Raw genomic sequence first — 17,681 nt, 5'->3', positions numbered from 1 at the left:
CTAAATAATGTGAAACCTGGTTTAGGGCTGGCGAAGCAAGAGCATTTTGTCGATCAAACGTAGATTCCAAAGACAGAAATTCCGGATCAAACCTGGGATGGAGTGATAAGATGGCCATTGTAAAAAAACGGCTCGGTGACCTGCTGGTGGAGAACGGCGTCATTTCCGAGGAACAGCTGCAGGAAGCGCTTCTGGAGCAACGCCAGAGCAAGAAGCGGCTCGGTGACCTGCTGATCACTCAAGGATACATCACAGAGCAGCAGCTGATTGAGGTGCTGGAATTCCAGCTGGGCATTCCCCACGTGAACCTTTTTAAATTCAATATTGACTCGCATATTACGCAAATTATTCCCGAGAGTCTGGCCAAGCGCCATCAGGTGCTTCCTTTTGCAAAAGAAGGCGGCAAGCTAATGGTGGCGATGGCAGACCCGCTTGATTACTTTGCCATTGAGGATTTGCGGATGACGACCGGCTTCCGGATCGAGCCTGCAATTTCTTCCCGGGATGAGCTGCAGCGCGCGATTGCAAGGCATTACGGCCTGAGAGATTCCATGAGCCAGATGATGGTTGAGATGCCAAGTGAGGATGAGTTCGAGGAGACCGAGATTACGGATGAGACCTCCCCGATCGTCCGGCTGGTCAATCAGATGATTCAGCAGGCTGTGCAGCTTCGCGCTTCCGATATTCATGTTGATCCCGGCGAGAACAATCTTTCCATCCGCTATCGTATTGACGGCACGCTGAAGACGGAGCGGATGATTCCGAAGCAGATGCAGGGCTTTATCACAGCCAGACTGAAGATTATGGCGCGACTGAACATTGCCGAGCGGCGGCTTCCGCAGGATGGACGGATCAAAATGCAGTTCGATTACCGCATGATTGATATCCGCGTGTCCACCCTGCCGACCATGCACGGGGAGAAAATCGTACTCCGGCTGCTGGATCTGACGACCGGCGTACAGCCGCTGGAGCGTCTGGGCTTTAGTGAGCACAATCTGAAGGCGTTCCGCAGCATGATCGAGCGGCCATATGGTATTTTGCTCATTACAGGACCGACGGGAAGCGGCAAGACGACAACGCTGTATTCAGCCTTGCACCATCTGAATGACGAAGATGTGAATATTATTACGGTAGAGGATCCGGTGGAATATCAGCTGGAAGGCATCAATCAGGTCCATGTGAGTCCTGGCATCGGGCTGACCTTTGCGGCCGGCCTGCGCTCGATTCTCCGGCAGGATCCCAATATTGTCATGGTAGGGGAGATTCGGGACAGCGAAACCGCGGAAATGGCCGTACGTGCTTCATTGACTGGCCACCTTGTGCTATCGACACTACATACGAATGATGCGATCAGCACCGTTGTGCGGCTGCGAGATATGGGAATTGAGCCTTTTCTGATCGCTTCCTCCCTGCTAGGAGTTGTGGCCCAGCGTCTCGTCCGCAAAATTTGTACCGAGTGCAAGACCAGCTACTCCCCGCCGGAGCAGGAGCTGATCCTTTTAAAACGATATGGTGTTCATGTCGATACATTATATAGAGGAAACGGCTGCGGCTATTGCAACAATACCGGCTACCGGGGCCGGATTGCGATTCATGAGATTATGTCTGTCGATGACCGGCTTGCCGAGCTGATCGCCAGCTCCGCGACGATTGAGGAGATGCGTCAGGCGGCCCGCGCCAACGGACTGATTCACTTAATGAAGGATGGCATCATGAAGGTGGCGGATGGAATCACCACGATGCAGGAGGTCATGCGGGAATCCGTTTCACACTAGCTGGGGAGGCGCTTATGGAAGAAATAACATCCACATTCCGGCACATACGCCTGCTGCTGGAGCATACGTTCCAGGCGGGAGCCTCGGACCTTCATGTGTCTGTGCAGTCTCCGCCCATGCTGAGAGTGGACGGCGCGCTGCGGCCGATTGGCGGACCGCCGGTCGGCATTCAGGAAGCCGAGGATATGGCGCAGGAGCTGTTAGGAAGCGGCCACTATGCCGAGTTTGATGACAGAGGCGATTATGATTTCGCGTATGCGCTGAATCCAGAGGTTCGCTTCCGGGTCAATATTTACCGCCAGCGGGGAAGGGTCAGCATTGCTGCCCGCGCAATTCCGGTAGAGGTTCCGACGCTCGGACAGCTGGGCTTGCCGTCCTTGCTGTCTACGCTCGCCAGCCGCCCGCAGGGTCTGGTCCTGGTAACGGGTCCAACGGGGAGCGGGAAGTCGTCCACCCTGGCAGCGATGATCCAGCAGCTGAACCAGAGTGAGCGCAAGCATATCGTTACGCTGGAGGATCCCATTGAATATCTTCACGGACATGGCAGCTGCCTGATTGATCAGCGGGAGATCGGAAGTGACACGCGCAGCTTCGCGACAGGTCTTAGGGCCGCGCTGCGGCAGGACCCCGATGTGATTCTGGTCGGTGAAATGCGCGATCCCGAAACCATTGCCGCGGCCGTCACGGCGGCTGAAACCGGACATCTTGTGCTGTCAACGCTGCATACGAGCGACGCGCCGGGTACGATCGAGCGGATTATTGATGTGTTTCCGGCGGAGCAGCAGAACCAGATTCGCTCCCAGCTGGCCTCGGTGCTGGCGGGAGTCATCAGTCAGCGGCTGTTTCCGAAAGCCGAGGGCCGGGGAAGAGTGTGTGCAACAGAGATTCTGATCAATACGCCGGCGGTGGCCAACCTGATTCGCAGTGATAAATGCCACCAGATTCGGAACACGATGCAGACCGGAAGGGCACTGGGCATGCACACCCTGGACATGTCGATTCAAGATTACTTAAGAAGCGGGCAGATTCATCCTGCCGCTGCAAAAGCTTATCTCACGGAGGTGACCAGCTGATGCAGCAATTTGAGTATCAGGTCAAGACAGGTAACGGACGGATGCTGAAGGGCAAGCTGAGCGCAGCGGACAAGCCGTCTGCCATGGAGGAGCTGAGAAGACGGGGGCTGACGGTGTTTTCCCTGGTGGAGACCCGGCAAAGCATTCTCTCCATGGAGATTTACATCGGCAACCCCGTCAAAACCGTTCATTTTATTATTTATTGCCGTCAGTTTGCTACCCTGATCCGGGCCGGTGTATCCATCGTGGATGCTACCCGGATTCTGGCGGAGCAGACGGACAGCAAGCCGCTGCGAAAAGCGCTGATGGATGTCGGCACCAGCCTGCTTCGCGGCGTGGCCTTCTCCCAGGCGGTGCAGGAGCACCGGAAGGTATTTCCGGGGCTGTTTATCAGCATGATCCGGGCGGGAGAGGAATCCGGTGATCTGGAGGGAACGCTGGACCGGCTGGCACTGTATTACGAGAAGCAGCATGCCACTACAGAGAAGATCAAGTCGGCGCTGACGTATCCCATTACGGTAGGTCTCATGGCAATTGCCGCCGTGGTGTATCTCCTGTGGGCCATCGTGCCGCAGTTTGTGACCATGTTCGAGTCGATGAATGCGGAGCTGCCGGCCGTAACCAAGGTCGTGCTGGCGCTGAGTGAAAGCATTCAGAACCGCTGGTATTACTGGATGCTGGGACTATTGCTGCTCATTGTGTTGTACCAGGTGTTTAAGCGGACTGAGCGCGGGGCGTACCTGCTTGATTACGCCAAGCTCAAAATGCCGATCTTCGGCAAGCTGAACCAAAAAGGCTCCATCGCGCAGTTTACCCGGACCTTTGCGTCGCTTTATGCCAGCTCAGTGCCGGTTCTGCAGTCTCTCTCCATCGTTGAGGAGGTTGCCGGAAACCGCGTCATCGGCGCAGCGATCCGCAGCGCGGGAGACTCCCTGCGCCAGGGCAAGCCGCTCTCCGAGCCGCTCAAAAAGGCCTGGGTATTCCCGCCGCTCGTCACCCAAATGATCGCGATCGGCGAAGAAACCGGAGCCCTCGACCAGATGCTCTCCAAAATCGCCGATTTCTACGAAATGGACGTCGAGAACACCGTCGACCGCCTGAAATCCCTGCTGGAGCCGCTGCTCATCGCTTTTCTGGCCGGGATCGTCGGCCTCATCGTAGCAGCCATCATGCTCCCGATGTTCAGCATGTACGGTAATTTGTAGCGAAACAGGTGTGGCTACTCTGAAGCTGTGTAACCGGTAAGCGGTTGTGAAGGCGGGCTGTGTTGAGTTCTTATGAGATGCAGCTACTAGACTCACATGTAAATCATCTTGTACACAGCAGTGCGCATCTATCTATGCTAGATCTGCCTGCTCGGCCTTGTGCCCGTGTGAAGCATTAGAGCACAACACGGATTCCAGCGTTACCCTTGTTTTCGTTCACTAGCGTTTCACTAACCACGTATATCAGATTAATTTTCATGATATAAAACGAACCATTCTTAGGAGGAATGTAACATGTTAACCAAAGCACTCAAAGCAAGACAAGCTCGCCTGCAAGGCGAAAAAGGCTTCACCCTGATCGAGCTCCTCGCCGTTATCGTCATCCTGGGCATCATCGCCGTTATCGCTATTCCGCTCATCGGCAACATTATCGACAACTCCAAGGAAGACTCCGACGTAGCCACCGCGCGCCAGCTGTATGACGCAGCACGGTTGTATGTGATTGGTGAGAAGGCGGGGGATTTCGCAAACACAACAACAGTGTCTCTATCTGATCTGACAACTAGTAATTATATTGAAGATACTATTGCTCTTCCAAGCACTAAAAAGCCTATCACTGATGCAACCGTTACATTTGATGCTGATGGACAACTTCAAAGTGTCTCCATTACTCCTGCACCACAAGGAAGCGATGATGGAGAATATACTGCCAATGAAGTGCTTCAAGTAGATACTACAACTACAGCACCAGCTACTCCATCAAATTAAAGATTCAGCAACCAAGTCCGACGAAGCTAATCTAAGCGAAGGCGGCCCTACCCCCACCCCCGACCTAATGGGGTGGGCGGCTTGCTGGGCACACCCAGCGGAGGGGGCGGAATCGCACTGGAGAAACGAAGTGTCCGCCTTTATCTTTGGATTTCACCATCTACAAGTTCTATCAGGAAATCCAAAGATAACAGCGGTCGGAAGAGCGATCCGCACACGAAGCGGTCACCAGCGCCGGAGGCCATCGGCACACGAAGTGGGGCCACCAGGGGCCGGAAGAGCGATCCGCACACGAAGCGGTCACCAGTGGCCGAAGGCCATCGGCAGACGAAGCGGCCACCAACGGCCAAAGACCATCGGCGCCAGGCAATCACCAGCGCCGCAGGCTCCAGCGACAGCAATCATCAACGACTAGCACTCTAGCGTAAGTTTGCATAGCATGCCCTGAGCACACATGTGCATGTCAGATTGCCAATGCGCAGATCCTCAGTACTGATCAGCCGCCGCTTGCGTGCTAACGGTTGCCACTAGCGCTAAACCTTTCATATTTAGCTGGCATCTATTCTAACGGTTGCCACAAGAGTTATTTGAGACATTTCGGCAATAATCGGCGCTAATTTACAATATAAGTGTTGTCACAACCGTTAGAATTATCTTACCTGTCATTCGGCACAATTAGGCACTTTAGCAACCGTTAGAAGTAGTCAGAGTCCGATAATGTAGGCAGAAGTAAGCAAAAGTAAGCAGAGGCAAGCGGAAGTTAGTATAAGTAAGCAAAGGTAAGTAGAAGTAAGCACAAGAAAGTAGAATTATATAGAGTAAGTAGAAGTATACAGAGTAAATAGAAGTACGCAGAGTGGAAGTATACAGAGTAAGTAAAGTAAGTAAAAGTATCCACACAGATCAGGCAGCAATGAGTAGATATATGCAGATCAAGCAGTGGTATCTATATGAAGTAATAGTAAGCATAAGTAAGATAAGTAAGATAAGTAAGTAAGACCAAGTAAACTAAGTAAACTAAGTAAACTAAGTAAACGCAGGTAAAGTCCGTCAGAGGTGGACCGTCAGAAATATTCCGTCAGAGGTAGATAGATGAAGTAAAGGCAGATACAAGCCTGCTACCTCAAGCATCAAAGTCACGGTGTCTAGCTAGATGCTTGACTTGTCCCTGTCTGCCGAAGCTAATCCAAGCGAAGGCGGCCCTACCCCCACCCCCAACCTAATGGGGTGGGCGGCTTGCTGGGCATACCCAGCGGAGGGGGCGGAATCGCACTGGAGAAACGAAGTGTCCGCCTTTATCTTTGGATTTCACCATCTACAAGTTCTATCAGGAAATCCAAAGATAACAGCGGTCGGAAGAGCGATCCGCACACGAAGCGGCCACCAGCGGCCGGAGGCGATCCGCACACGAAGCGGCCACCAGCGGCCAAAGGCCATCGGCACACGAAGCGTGGCCACCAGCGGCCGAAGGCCCTCAGCGCCAAGCAACCCTGCGCCGCAGGCCACCAGCGCCTTAACAACAGCGCCAATATCACCAGCGCCAAAACCAAAGCAACCGCCCACACCATACCAAACCAAGGAGCATCCCAACCCATGCCCACCCTGATCATTACATACCTGTTCCTGCTGGGCCTGGCCCTGGGTTCGTTCTACAATGTCGTTGCCCTGCGGGTTCCTGCCGGGCAATCTGTCATTCATCCCCCTTCGCGGTGCGGGAGCTGCGGAACAAGGCTGCGTACACGGGACCTGATTCCCGTGTTCAGCTGGCTGCTGGCCAAAGGGCGCTGCCGACACTGCGGAGTACCGGTATCCTGGCTATACCCGTTGGGAGAAGCCGCGACAGGACTGTTGTTTGTGTGGACATACCTGCGGTTTGGCTTAAGTGGTGAAGGGATGCTGGGACTGCTGCTGGCAAGCCTTGCGGTTATCGTGACGATCTCGGATTTGCACAGCATGCTGGTACCGAACAAGGTGCTATTAGCATTCCTGCCGCTGCTCGCGGCGATGACCTTCAGCGTAACGGATCAGCCATGGTGGAGCCACGTTCTGGGGGTGGTGGCCGGCGGCGGTATTCTTCTGGTGCTGGTACTGCTGGGCGGCATGGGGATGGGCGATGCCAAGCTGTTCGCATTGTTTGGCGGAGTGATCGGATTTCCCGGTGTGATATTGGCTTTTTTGGCAGCATGCCTGCTGGGGACGCTCATCGGAGGTGGATTGCGGCTGGCCGGCAGCATCGGGCGCAGGCAGCCCATCCCCTTCGCACCTTGTCTTGCAGCAGGAACACTGCTGACATGGGGCTACGGCTCACAGATCATTAGCGGGTATCTCTCGCTCATCGGTTAGGAGGAACAAACGCATGCTCGGTATTTCTCAAAAAGCGGCCGGACTGTCCATCGAACAATCCGGCATTCGTTATGTCCGGCTGAAGACGAAGACCTGGGAGATGGACAAAACATTTTTTCTGCCGCTGCCTTCGGGTGTGATTGCAGAAAATCAGATTACAGACCGCTCGGCGCTGCTAAACCAGCTAAAAGGGCTCGTCAAGCAGGAACGGCTCAAAGGAAGCGAGGTTTCGCTTTCCGTACCGCCTTCTCAGCTCATTATCCGCAAAATGTCCATCCCCAGCACGAATCCGCGTCAGGTCGAGCAGCTGGTAAAGCTGGAAGTGGAAACCGGGCTGCATCTGCCTTTTGAAACCCCGGTGTACGATTACATCGAGACGGCCAAGGATGAGAACCAGACCCATATCCTCGTTTTTGCTGCCCCTCGCCAGACCATGAGCGATTTTGTTCAAGTGGTGGAGGAGGCAGGTCTGCGTGTATCGGGACTTGAAATGTCGGGTGTAGCCCTGGCAAGAGCCGTCACTGCCGGCTTCGGTGAGGAATTTCAGGAAACGATGCTTGTTCATTTGGAAAAAGGTCAGCTAGACGTGTATATGTACCATCGTGGAAATCCGGTGTTTATGAGAGCCCTGAATCTGCAGGATCTCTCATCGGACGAGGCTTGGCTCGAAAGTGCGGCCGCCTCGGCGGGTCAAGCACCAGGGCAGCCGTCGCTGTCTCCACTGCAGCTTTCTGAAATCACAGCAGAAATCTCCAGAATGCTGAACTTCTATCAGTACAGCCTTCATGATGGATCAGCGAGAGTTCAGGAGATTTTGATTACAGGCCCTGACCGAACCAGAATGCAGCTGAATACAGAGCTTGCCCGGTCTTTGCCGGAGCTGCAGATCCGGGAGCTTGATTTCTCGGCAGTCCAGCAGCCTGTCACGGGCAGCAAGGAGCATAATGCTTTCCGGATTGCGGTGGGCACTGCGCTTCGCCGTGCAGATGGCGGTCAGATGGATCTGCTTCCTCGGGAGGACCGGGAAGCCATGCTGTTTCCGTTCCTGGCCATTTCCCTCATGGGATTGTGGGTGCTGGGGCTGGCGGCTACGGTTACGTTTTTTGTGCTGAATCAAGGGGAAATCCGGGATCAAGAGAACCGGCTGGAAGCCTTGAGAGACCAGAGAGCGGCAGCAGAGCAGGAGTTGCTTGCCCTGCAGCAAAGCGGCCTGAGCCAGAATGGACGCCTGGAGGTGCTGGAGGGCATTGCGGAGCATCGGGAAAGTCCGGTCGTAATCCTGACGGAGCTGATTCGGGTGCTGCCGGAAGGTGCAATTCTCAAAAGTACCGGATATACCTACCGTTCGGAGATGGATATGACGGTGTACCTGACCAAAATGGAGGATGCCTCAGCCTATCTGTTAAATCTGCGGCGCCTGCCGTTTACAGAGAGTGCTATGATTACAAGGCTTTCTGAAGGCATTGCAGACAGCTCCGTTGTAGTCGGTGGACAAACCTACTATACAGCCGGATACCGCGTCCAGCTGGCGCCGGGCACGGTTAACACGCTAACCCCGGCAGAAGGGAGTGATGCAGGTGGAACTGCTGAATAAATACCGCTCACCGGTTGTGATGGGAGTGCTGCTGCTTTTTGTCGTGCTGTTGGGCTTTTATTTGCTGGGCTTACAGCCGACGATTGACACGATGGAGGAGCAGGAAGCTGAAATCGCCCGGGTATCTGATGAAAAAACGCTCCTCCAGCGGAAAGTAGACGAGCTGAAGGGCGCTGCCGACAGCCAGGATCAGGAGCTGTTAAGCTCCTATGATGCTTTGCCGGAAGGGGACGAAGCCGATCAGCTGGTATTGCAGCTAAGAACCGCCGGCATCCGTTCCAGCGCCCGCCTCAAAAGCATCGAATTTAATCTTACCGGCACCAACGGGCTCCAGCTCGTGCTGGGAGGGAATGAAGGGGCCTATCCCTTCATTAAAGAAGTCAGCATGAATGCTGAGGTAGAGGGCACGCGTGCTCAGATTATCGCCTGGATGGACCAGCTGGAGAAGATGCCAAGAATTATCAAAGTGGACTCCTTCAGCCTGCAGCGCCGCAGCGGTCCGTCCGAGCTGCCGGAGAATGCCCTCCTGACCGCCAATGTTGTCTTCACAGCGTACTATGAATCCAGCCAGCGGGCAGCGACTGTGACTCCTTAACCAGGAACGAGTGTGAAAAAGCGAACTCAATGCGCGGCTATGGCGTGTCCAGAGCAAACGAATGCGAAAAAGCGAACTCAATGCGCGGCTATGGCGTGTCCAGAGCAAACGAGTGCGAAAAAGCGAACTCGATGCGCCGCTATGGCGTGTCCAGAGCAAACGAATGCGAAAAACCGAACTCAATGCGCCGCCGTGGCGGATCTGGAGCAAACGAGTGCGAAAAACCGAACTCAATGCGCCGCTACGGCGGATCCAGAGCAAACGAGTGCGAAAAAGCGAACTCAATGCGCCGCTATGGCGTGTCCAGAGCAAACGAGTGCGAAAAAGCGAACTCAATGCGCCGCCGTGGCGGATCTGGAGCAAACGAATGCGAAAAACAAGAGCGTTTCCCGCGGGAAACGCTCTTGTTTAGGTTAAATGGCTGGCAGCGAGCCGCTCGAACCACAAACCACAAACTACGGACTGCTCACTCCATCCTCCACCACGGGAGCCTTCAGCTGTCCCTGCGTTCCCGGAATTTCGCCGTGGGACGGGTTCATGCCGATGAGGCTGCTTTGGCCTTTGTAGACGTCCCGGGAGAGACGCTCGCGTTCTACTATTTTTCCGTTGACCTGCTTGCTGCGATAGGTTTCTATTACATAGCCAGGCTTTCCTGGCTGGAGAAGCTTTTGCTGTCCGGGAGGCAGGGAGGAATCCCGAACATAGGAGCGCGGGGCCGGAATCTGCTCCACTAGCTTTGTGTCCAGCGAGTATACAATATTGTCCGGAAATGTCCCGAACAATTTCACGGTCAGCACCTTGTCCACGACCTGGGCCTGAAGCAGAAGGTGCTTGCCGGTGCTATTGCGGAACCGGAAGTTAATATAGCCTTCGGCGTAGGTCGCGTCGAGGCCTTTGGGAAGATAGTTGACCGGCAACGAGTGGTTGCGCCGTTCCACCACTTCGAGGCCCGTTAAGAGCACGGCATTGTAGATGGTGCTGGACACCTGACAGATCCCGCCGCCGACGCCCGGCACCAGCTTGCCGCTGATGATAACCGGTGCTTCCCGAAAGCCGTGCTGCTTGCGGGCCTGAGCTACCACCTTCGCATAGTCAAACACTTCACCAGGCTTCAGGATCATCCCGTCCACGGCCGCCGCCGCTGCTGTAATATTATGCACCCGGCCTGGTCCGCTGGCACCGAGGGAGGTGGAGAACTGGATGATTTTGCGCTGGATGCCCTCCGCCCGCAGCGTAGCCACCGTCACCTCAGGGCTTTGCAGCTGCAGAGGCAGCTCTATCGAGAGCGGCCCACCGGCATCGAGCATTGCGAAGTCACGGGGCAGCGCCGCAGCAAAAGAGGCCTCCAGCAGCGGCCATTGAATCCGGAGCACGGACTGCTCCGGAATGTAGCGTACCTCGTCGCCGGTAATCGTTCGGACAGCATTAACAGGCTTTCCGAACTGCTCCTGCTCCCACGACTCGTTCAGCCGCTGCTTCAGCAGCTCCAGATCCTGATGCACCTCCAGACTGTAGGCCTGCGCAAAAGTATAGCGGCTAAAGGCCCGCTCCCACAGCGTACCCTCCTGCAGCTGCGACACTGCAGCTTTAAAAGCCTCGGCCCGGTATGTTACGCCGGCTTCTCCAAGCGTCAGCTTTTCCTCGCCGGACCGGGGCCATCCCATCAAGGACAACGGCAGCTGCTCCAGCGCCGCAAGGCGCCGCTCCAGCTCATTCAGCACGTCCCCGTCCGGCTGGCCGCCAACGCTCCAGCCGGAAAGCGTCGTGCCGGCAGGCAGCCGGGGAGTGTTCACGTAGATGGAGAGAGCTCCGTATATCAAACAGCCGGCCAGCAGGAGGCTGAGAGACGCGATGATCATGACGTGTATTTTTTTCATCCCCAAAAACTCCCTTTCCCTTTGTGTAACAAAAAAGCTTAGGCATGTCTTCATGTATATGTCACAAAGCCCCCAAACTTTCGGGTACTCAAAAGGTAACAAATTTGTTACAATGGTTTTGGGCATTGAGGAATTTTCATGCATTTTAGAGGAATTCCGAGGACGGTGTCGAAATGATAAAGGCTGATATTGGAATTAGGAAGTGATGAATTGATTGAAATGCAGGATGTGTGGAAGACCTACCCGAGCGGAGCCCATGCGCTGCAAGGTGTCTCGGTAAAGATTGACCGCAATGAGTTTGTGTACATCGTCGGACCGTCCGGCGCAGGTAAATCGACATTCATGAAATTGATTTATAGAGAAGAAGTGCCCACGAAAGGGCAAATTTCCGTAAACGGCTTTAACATCGGCAAGCTGAAGCAGCGCAAGATTCCCTATGTGCGCCGCAACATCGGCGTCGTGTTCCAGGACTTCAGGCTGCTGCCGCAGCTGACCGCCTATGAGAATGTGGCTTTTGCCATGGAGGTTATTGAAACGCCGACCAAGCAGATGAAGAAGCGGGTGATGGAGGTGCTGGACCTCGTCGGTTTGAAGGAGAAGGCGAACCGGCAGCCGGCGCATTTGTCCGGGGGCGAGCAGCAGCGCATTGCGATCGCAAGAGCCATCGTGAACAACCCCGCGGTCATTGTGGCGGATGAGCCTACAGGCAACCTCGACCCGGAAACGTCCTGGGGCATTATGCAGCTGCTGGACGAGATTAATTTTCGTGGAACGACGATCGTGATGGCAACGCACAACAAGGATATCGTGAACAAGATGCGCAAGCGCGTGATCGCCATTGAGCGGGGACAGATTGTAAGGGATCAGCTTCGAGGGGAGTATGGATATGACTTTTAGAACCTTTCTCCGGCATTTGCGGGAAGGGGCCAAGAGTGTATTCCGGAACGGCTGGATGTCGGTAGCTTCCATTGTTTCGATCATTGTGTCCCTGTTTATCCTGGGTGTATTTATCCTGCTGGTGCTGAATGTCAACGCGCTGGCCGACGAGGCTGACAGTAACGTACAGGTCAGTGCCTATCTGAATTTGAATGTGAGTCAAGAGCAGCGGGAGCGGCTGCAGAAGGAAATCCAGATCATGCCCGAGGTGAAGGAGCTTCGCTTCGTTTCGAAGGAAGAAGGCATGCAGGAGCTCGTGGAGGGCTTTGGAGAAGAAGGCATGGACCTGCTGGAGGGCTTTACGGATGGGGATAACAACCCGCTGCCCGATTCCTTTGTCATTGATGTTGTAGAGCCTACTACCGTACCGCTGGTGGCGGACAAGATTCTGGCCTTGAATGAAACCTACGCGGAGAAGCCGATCATGCGCGTCAAATACGGCGAGGGCATGGTGGAGAAGCTGTTTGAAATTACGAAATACGTTCGAAATATCGGGTTTATTTTTGTAGCGGGGCTGGCCTTGATGTCAATTTTCCTGATTTCGAACACGATTCGGGTCACGATTCTCGCCCGGCGCCGGGAGATTGGCATCATGAAGCTCGTAGGAGCGACGAATACGTTCATCCGCTGGCCGTTTTTTGTGGAAGGTGCGCTGATTGGCATGATCGGCTCGCTGATCACCGTCGGCCTGCTGTACCTGGGGTACAGCCAGCTGCGATCCGCGATGATGGGTGACATTACGTTGTCGCGGAGTCTGATTCCTCTGGAGGAAATCGGGTATCTGCTGGGAGGTGCGCTCGTGCTTCTCGGGATGCTGATTGGTATTTTTGGCAGCACGATGTCCATCCGAAAGTCACTGAAGGTATAAGCTTGTCACCTGGAGGAAGGCAGCGCCTTCTTCAGTATGTATACATCTCATAACTAACGCACCAGAAGCTATAATGCTGAACTGCTGAACATGTAGACGCACCAATAATCGCAGAACTCATACAAATCTCAATTTTCGAAAAGGATGGGGAGTGCACGTTGAAAAAGATTGCTGCCGGATTAGCCGCTTTACTGCTTGCTGCTGTCGTATTCCAGCCCTCTGCCGGATTAGCCGAAAGTAAGACCTCTGCCGATGTAGACCGCGAGCTGAAGAGTCTCCAGAAGGAGGTTCAGGACGCCCGGAATCAGAAGAGCAAGGCAGCCGCCGAGAAGGAGGAAGCCCAGCATTATAAAGACAAGACCACCCTGAATCTGCAATATGTTATGGACCAGATTGAGCAGGTCAGCAGCCAGCTGACGAAGATATCCGTACAAATTGACGAGACCGAAACCAGCCTGCGGATCACGGCGGAGGAGCTTCAGGCTGCCCAGGACCGGATCGCGGCGCGCGAGAAGCTGCTGGAGCAGCGCATTCGTCTGATTTATATGGACGGCGAGGTGTCCTATCTGGACGTGCTGCTGTCTTCGACCAGCTTTACCGATTTTCTGAATCGTGCCGATTCCCTGAAGACGATTGTCGATCAGGATCAGGATCTCCTGGTTCAGCACAAGCAGGACAAGCTCTACGTGCTGGACAAGAAGAAGGAATTGGAAGGTCAGTACGCCAAGGCGAAGGATCTGTATGCACAGATGGAGGACCGCAAGAGTGAGCTGGCGGTCAAAGAGAAAGAGAAGCTTGTCCTGATTGCCAAGTATGACCAGGAAATCGAGCTTTCTGAAGAAATCTCGGAAGAGCAGGATATGCTGCTGGTACAGCTCGCCACCAAGCGCTCTCAGCTTCAGCAGGAGCGCGACAAGCTGGCGGCGGAGGAAGCGGCCCGCCGTGCCGCAGCCGCCAAGGCTGCAGCTGAGAAACGGGCACGGGAGATCGCCGCCGCCGAGGCGCGGGCTAAGGAGCAGGCGGCTGCGAAGGCTGCAGCCGCGAAGAAATCAGCTGCGGCTACCTCGCTGGGCAGCAGCCGGGCTGCGGCTAGCGGAAACGGTGGACCGTTCGCGATGCCGGTATCCGGGGCGTACATTTCGTCCGATTACGGTATCCGGACCCATCCGGTAACCGGGGAGCGGGGCACCATGCATACAGGCCAGGATTTTGCCGCTGCAGAGGGCACGGACATCCGGGCGGTAGAGAGTGGGACCGTCATCCTGGCGGAGTGGTGGAGCACGTACGGAAACTGTGTTATTGTCGATCATGGCGGCGGTGTCTGGACGCTCTACGCCCATATTCGCCAGGGCGGCATCAAGGTGTCTGAGGGCCAGCAGGTAAGCCGGGGTCAGAAGATTGCCGAGGTCGGCTCAACCGGCCGCAGTACAGGACCGCATCTTCATTTTGAAGTGAGAGTGAACGGTTCGCCTGTAAATCCAGCCCCTTATCTCTAAGCTGCAACATTGACATTGTTGTTACAGATTAGCCATTGTATAAATATTCCCGAGTAGTCAAACATATACTAGGATGACCGGGACGCTGCAAAGTGGTATGCTCAAATGTACAAGGGCGGTGAGACAGACATGAAAAAAAGATCGGTGTTATTGTTGGTCGTAGTCTCGATGCTCTGCGGTATGGTGCTGACGATGGTGTTCAATCAGCTTCCGGACGCGGCAGGGCCAGACGGCGGCGGCACCGGGCTGCTGGCCAGTATCGGCAAGAAAAGCGATGGCCTGGAGCAGGATGAAGCCGAGAAGCTGGGCACAGCATTAGAGATTATCGAAAGCAACTATTATAAAGATGTAGACCGGGACAAGCTTCTGGACGGTGCCATTAATGGTATGATGGAGGCGCTGGGTGACCCTTATTCCAACTATATGGGAAAGGTCACGGCCGAGCAGTTCTCGGAGAGCATTGAAGGCTCCTTTAGCGGCATTGGCGCAGAGGTCACCTCGGTGGACGGCTATGTTGAGGTGGTCTCCCCAATCAAGGGCTCTCCGGCTGAGAAGGCGGGGCTTCGGGCCAAGGATGTGATCCTGTCGGTGAACGGCGAATCGCTCCAGGGACTGGACCTCAATGCAGCGGTAGCCAAGATTCGGGGTCCTAAAGGCTCCAAAGCGGTGCTGACGGTGAAGCGTCCCGGCTCCGAGAGCAGCATTGAGTTTCAGATTACCCGGGATGATGTAGATCTAGAAACGGTAACCTCGCGTATGGAGGCTAACGGTGTCGGCGTCATTGAGATCAGCCAATTCTCCCTCAATACGGGAGAGCGTTTCGCGGAAGAGCTGAAGTCGCTGGAGAGTCAAGGCATGAAGGGCCTGCTCATTGATGTGCGCAACAATCCGGGGGGCGTGCTCTCGGTCGTTATCGACATTGCGGGACAGTTCGTACCGAAGGGCGAGTTAATCGTCCAGGTAGAGAACAAGGCTGGCAAGCGCGAAGAGTATCTCTCCAAAGGAAGCTCGAAGCCGTATCCGGTAGCACTGCTGATGAACAAAGGCAGCGCCAGCGCATCCGAAATCCTGGCCGGGGCTTTGCAGCAGTCTGCAGGAGCGGTCTTGATCGGAGAGCATTCATTCGGAAAAGGAACCGTGCAGACCAGCTTCGACAAGCAGTTTGACGATGGCAGTCTGTTGAAGGTAACCATTGCCAAGTGGCTGACGCCGAACGGTTCCTGGATTCATGAGAAGGGCATTGAGCCGGATCTCCAGGTATCCCAGCCGGATTATTTCGCAGTAGCTCCTCTTGATAAGAAGCAGACCCTGAAATTCGATATGAACAGCGAAGATGTAACGAATGTTCAGATTATGCTGGAGGCAGTGGGATATGAACCGGGCCGCAAGGACGGTTATTATGACCGGGCGACCGAGAAGGCCGTCAAGAGCTTCCAGAGTGCAAGCAAGCTGAAGGCCAGCGGAATTGTAGATGAACAAACCGCAAAGGCGCTGGAAGCGGCCTTGATCGAGGAAATTCAAGATCCTGGCAATGACACGCAGCTGAACCGCGGAATTGCCGAGGTTGTGAAGGAAATAAAAAGCCAGGCGTCGAACAAGTAAGAAGGCTGAATTCAGCCTTCTTTTTTTCTTGGAGATGCAGGTATAGAAATGACAAAGGAGAGTGACCGGATTTTGGATATAGCGATGGAGTGGGTCTGGATGGTGCTGGATGCTGGTCTGATGATGCTGGCACAACCCTTTTATTATATTTCTGTCATTCTGATCGGGATCTTGTACCGCAGACAGGTGCTGCTAGAGCGCAAGCTGTTTCACGTTCGGGTGAACGGCTGGCAGTCCCAGACGCTGCGGACGATGCTGGGCGGACTCGTGGCGGGGCTTGGCGTCTCGGTCATGATGGCCTTTCTTGGCATTACGCTCACGATGTCAGCGGTGCTGTGCCTATGGGCAGCGAGTCTGCTGCTCATGCTGTTCCGGGTGCGGTTTCTGTGCTTCGCTTATGCCGCCGGGCTGCTGGGCATTGTGCAGTCGGTGCTAGGCTGGTTTCCCGGCTGGCAGCCGGACGGATGGCTAGGAAGTGTACATACCGCGCTGCTGAATCTGAACGTGCCATCCCTGCTGGCCCTGGCCGCTGTGCTGCATCTGGCCGAAGCGGGACTTGTTATGCTGCAGGGTGGACGGTTTGCCTCTCCGCTGTTTCTGGAAGGCAAACGAGGCAAGCTGGTGGGGGGCTATCAGATGCAGAGCTTCTGGCCCTTGCCGCTGTTTCTGCTCGTTCCGTCAGCCGGCGGTCCGATGCTGCCATGGACCCCCTTCTTCGGAGGAGACGACTGGATGAGCGGTGCGGGCATCGCGGCCTTGCCGGTGCTGATCGGCTTTGGAGAAATGACGCAGAGCATGCTGCCGAAGCAGAAGGCAGTGATCAGCGGAAAGCGGCTCGTCATCTACAGCTCGATCGTGCTGATGCTGAGCCTGCTGGCGGATTGGTGGCCGCCGCTTATGCTTGCGGCTGCGTTAGCAGCGCCATTGCTGCACGAAGGGCTCGCCTGGTACAGCCGCTACGAGGAGCAGCAGCGCAGTCCGCTGTTCGTGCATCCTCCGAAGGGCTTGAAGGTGCTGGCGGTTCTTCCGGGCAGCCCGGCGGAGGAGCTGGGAATTCTGGCGGGTGAGACCATTCTTAAGGTCAATGGGACTCTTGTTCGCAGTAAGGAGCAGCTGCATGCGGCGCTGAGGCAGAATGCGGCCTTTTGCAAGCTGGAGGTTCAGAACTATGAGGGCGAGAGCAAGTTCATGCAGCGGGCTATGTATGCCGGAGAGCATCACCAGCTGGGCGTCATTCTGTCACCGGACCCGGATGCCGGGCTTGCAGTACGGCTGAAGCCGCTCAGTATCGCTGGTCTGCTGGGCATGAAGTGGAGCTTGAAGAATAAGATGGCGGCTGAAGAGGAAGGCGCGGAGACCCGAACACCAGCAGGGAAGGGTTCACCCGCCGCGGCTGGCCTGGAGAAGGACAGCCTGGATATGTAACGAGGCAGGCAAGGGCCTATATTTTTTGTGACTCATGCGTTCTTGAGATAAAAAATAGCAATCTGAGTACGATTTCTTCTCAAGTGCTGCGGCCTCCGTGCTGCAGCACTTTTATCATTTTTCC

At 55.1% G+C, this 17,681-nt stretch carries 15 protein-coding genes; 14 read left to right on the top strand and 1 reads right to left on the bottom strand.

All coding sequences use genetic code 11. The features are described 5' to 3' along the window. The first annotated feature begins 110 nt into the window (after positions 1-110). The 9 genes from E6C60_RS18965 (at position 111) to E6C60_RS21205 (ending at position 9,765) form a co-directional block, all read left to right on the top strand. Entirely contained in the window at positions 111-1,775 is a 1,665-nt protein-coding gene (locus tag E6C60_RS18965) for a GspE/PulE family protein (RefSeq protein WP_138227231.1), read from the top strand. A 14-nt stretch (positions 1,776-1,789) separates the two neighbouring features. Further along, on the top strand, positions 1,790-2,848 hold the full coding sequence (locus E6C60_RS18960; RefSeq protein ID WP_138227230.1) for a type IV pilus twitching motility protein PilT: 1,059 nt from the start codon (positions 1,790-1,792) through the stop codon (positions 2,846-2,848). After that, positions 2,848-4,053, top strand: a complete 1,206-nt coding sequence (locus tag E6C60_RS18955) for a type II secretion system F family protein (protein ID WP_138227229.1) — start codon at positions 2,848-2,850, stop codon at positions 4,051-4,053. The genes E6C60_RS18960 and E6C60_RS18955 overlap by 1 nt, the downstream gene beginning before the upstream one ends. Before the next feature lie 294 nt (positions 4,054-4,347). Then, the gene (locus E6C60_RS18950) at positions 4,348-4,821 is read left to right on the top strand and encodes a type II secretion system protein (RefSeq protein ID WP_138227228.1); all 474 of its coding nucleotides are present in this window, start codon (positions 4,348-4,350) and stop codon (positions 4,819-4,821) included. Between the two features lie 67 nt (positions 4,822-4,888). After that, entirely contained in the window at positions 4,889-5,236 is a 348-nt protein-coding gene (locus E6C60_RS21210) for a hypothetical protein (protein ID WP_217496353.1), read from the top strand. A gap of 1,178 nt (positions 5,237-6,414) precedes the next feature. After that, a complete protein-coding gene (locus E6C60_RS18945; protein WP_138227227.1) occupies positions 6,415-7,164 on the top strand; it encodes a prepilin peptidase in 750 nt (249 codons plus the stop codon). 13 nt (positions 7,165-7,177) lie between these two features. Next, positions 7,178-8,758 (top strand): pilus assembly protein PilM, encoded by a 1,581-nt coding sequence (pilM, locus tag E6C60_RS18940; protein ID WP_138227226.1) that lies wholly within the window; start codon positions 7,178-7,180, stop codon positions 8,756-8,758. After that, positions 8,742-9,353: a type 4a pilus biogenesis protein PilO gene (pilO, locus tag E6C60_RS18935; protein WP_175415362.1), complete on the top strand. Its 612-nt coding sequence runs from the start codon at positions 8,742-8,744 to the stop codon at positions 9,351-9,353. The genes pilM and pilO overlap by 17 nt, the downstream gene beginning before the upstream one ends. 61 nt (positions 9,354-9,414) lie before the next feature. Further along, positions 9,415-9,765, top strand: coding sequence for a hypothetical protein (locus E6C60_RS21205; RefSeq protein ID WP_138227224.1), 351 nt, complete (start codon positions 9,415-9,417; stop codon positions 9,763-9,765). 43 nt (positions 9,766-9,808) lie between these two features. Here E6C60_RS21205 and E6C60_RS18925 read toward each other — a convergent pair whose 3' ends face one another. Next, a complete protein-coding gene (locus E6C60_RS18925) occupies positions 9,809-11,230 on the bottom strand; it encodes a VanW family protein (RefSeq protein ID WP_138227223.1) in 1,422 nt (473 codons plus the stop codon). Positions 11,231-11,440: 210 nt separating this feature from the next. Between E6C60_RS18925 and ftsE the strand changes: the two genes are divergently transcribed. The 5 genes from ftsE to E6C60_RS18900 all read left to right on the top strand — a co-directional run bounded on the left by ftsE (position 11,441) and on the right by E6C60_RS18900 (position 17,557). After that, a complete protein-coding gene (ftsE, locus tag E6C60_RS18920) occupies positions 11,441-12,127 on the top strand; it encodes a cell division ATP-binding protein FtsE (RefSeq protein ID WP_138227896.1) in 687 nt (228 codons plus the stop codon). Then, positions 12,117-13,034 (top strand): permease-like cell division protein FtsX, encoded by a 918-nt coding sequence (gene ftsX, locus E6C60_RS18915; protein ID WP_138227222.1) that lies wholly within the window; start codon positions 12,117-12,119, stop codon positions 13,032-13,034. The genes ftsE and ftsX overlap by 11 nt, the downstream gene beginning before the upstream one ends. A gap of 158 nt (positions 13,035-13,192) precedes the next feature. Further along, positions 13,193-14,530 (top strand): murein hydrolase activator EnvC family protein, encoded by a 1,338-nt coding sequence (locus E6C60_RS18910; RefSeq protein ID WP_138227221.1) that lies wholly within the window; start codon positions 13,193-13,195, stop codon positions 14,528-14,530. Between the two features lie 129 nt (positions 14,531-14,659). Next, positions 14,660-16,132, top strand: coding sequence for a S41 family peptidase (locus tag E6C60_RS18905; RefSeq protein ID WP_138227220.1), 1,473 nt, complete (start codon positions 14,660-14,662; stop codon positions 16,130-16,132). A 48-nt stretch (positions 16,133-16,180) separates the two neighbouring features. Further along, on the top strand, positions 16,181-17,557 hold the full coding sequence (locus E6C60_RS18900) for a PDZ domain-containing protein (RefSeq protein WP_233281060.1): 1,377 nt from the start codon (positions 16,181-16,183) through the stop codon (positions 17,555-17,557). The last annotated feature ends 124 nt before the right edge of the window (positions 17,558-17,681 follow it).

The organism is Paenibacillus algicola, assembly GCF_005577435.1.
In the GTDB taxonomy this organism is placed as follows: domain Bacteria; phylum Bacillota; class Bacilli; order Paenibacillales; family Paenibacillaceae; genus Paenibacillus_AQ; species Paenibacillus_AQ algicola.
The sequence above is the reverse complement of the archived record's forward strand: the minus strand, read 5'-3'. Positions and strand labels throughout refer to the sequence as shown.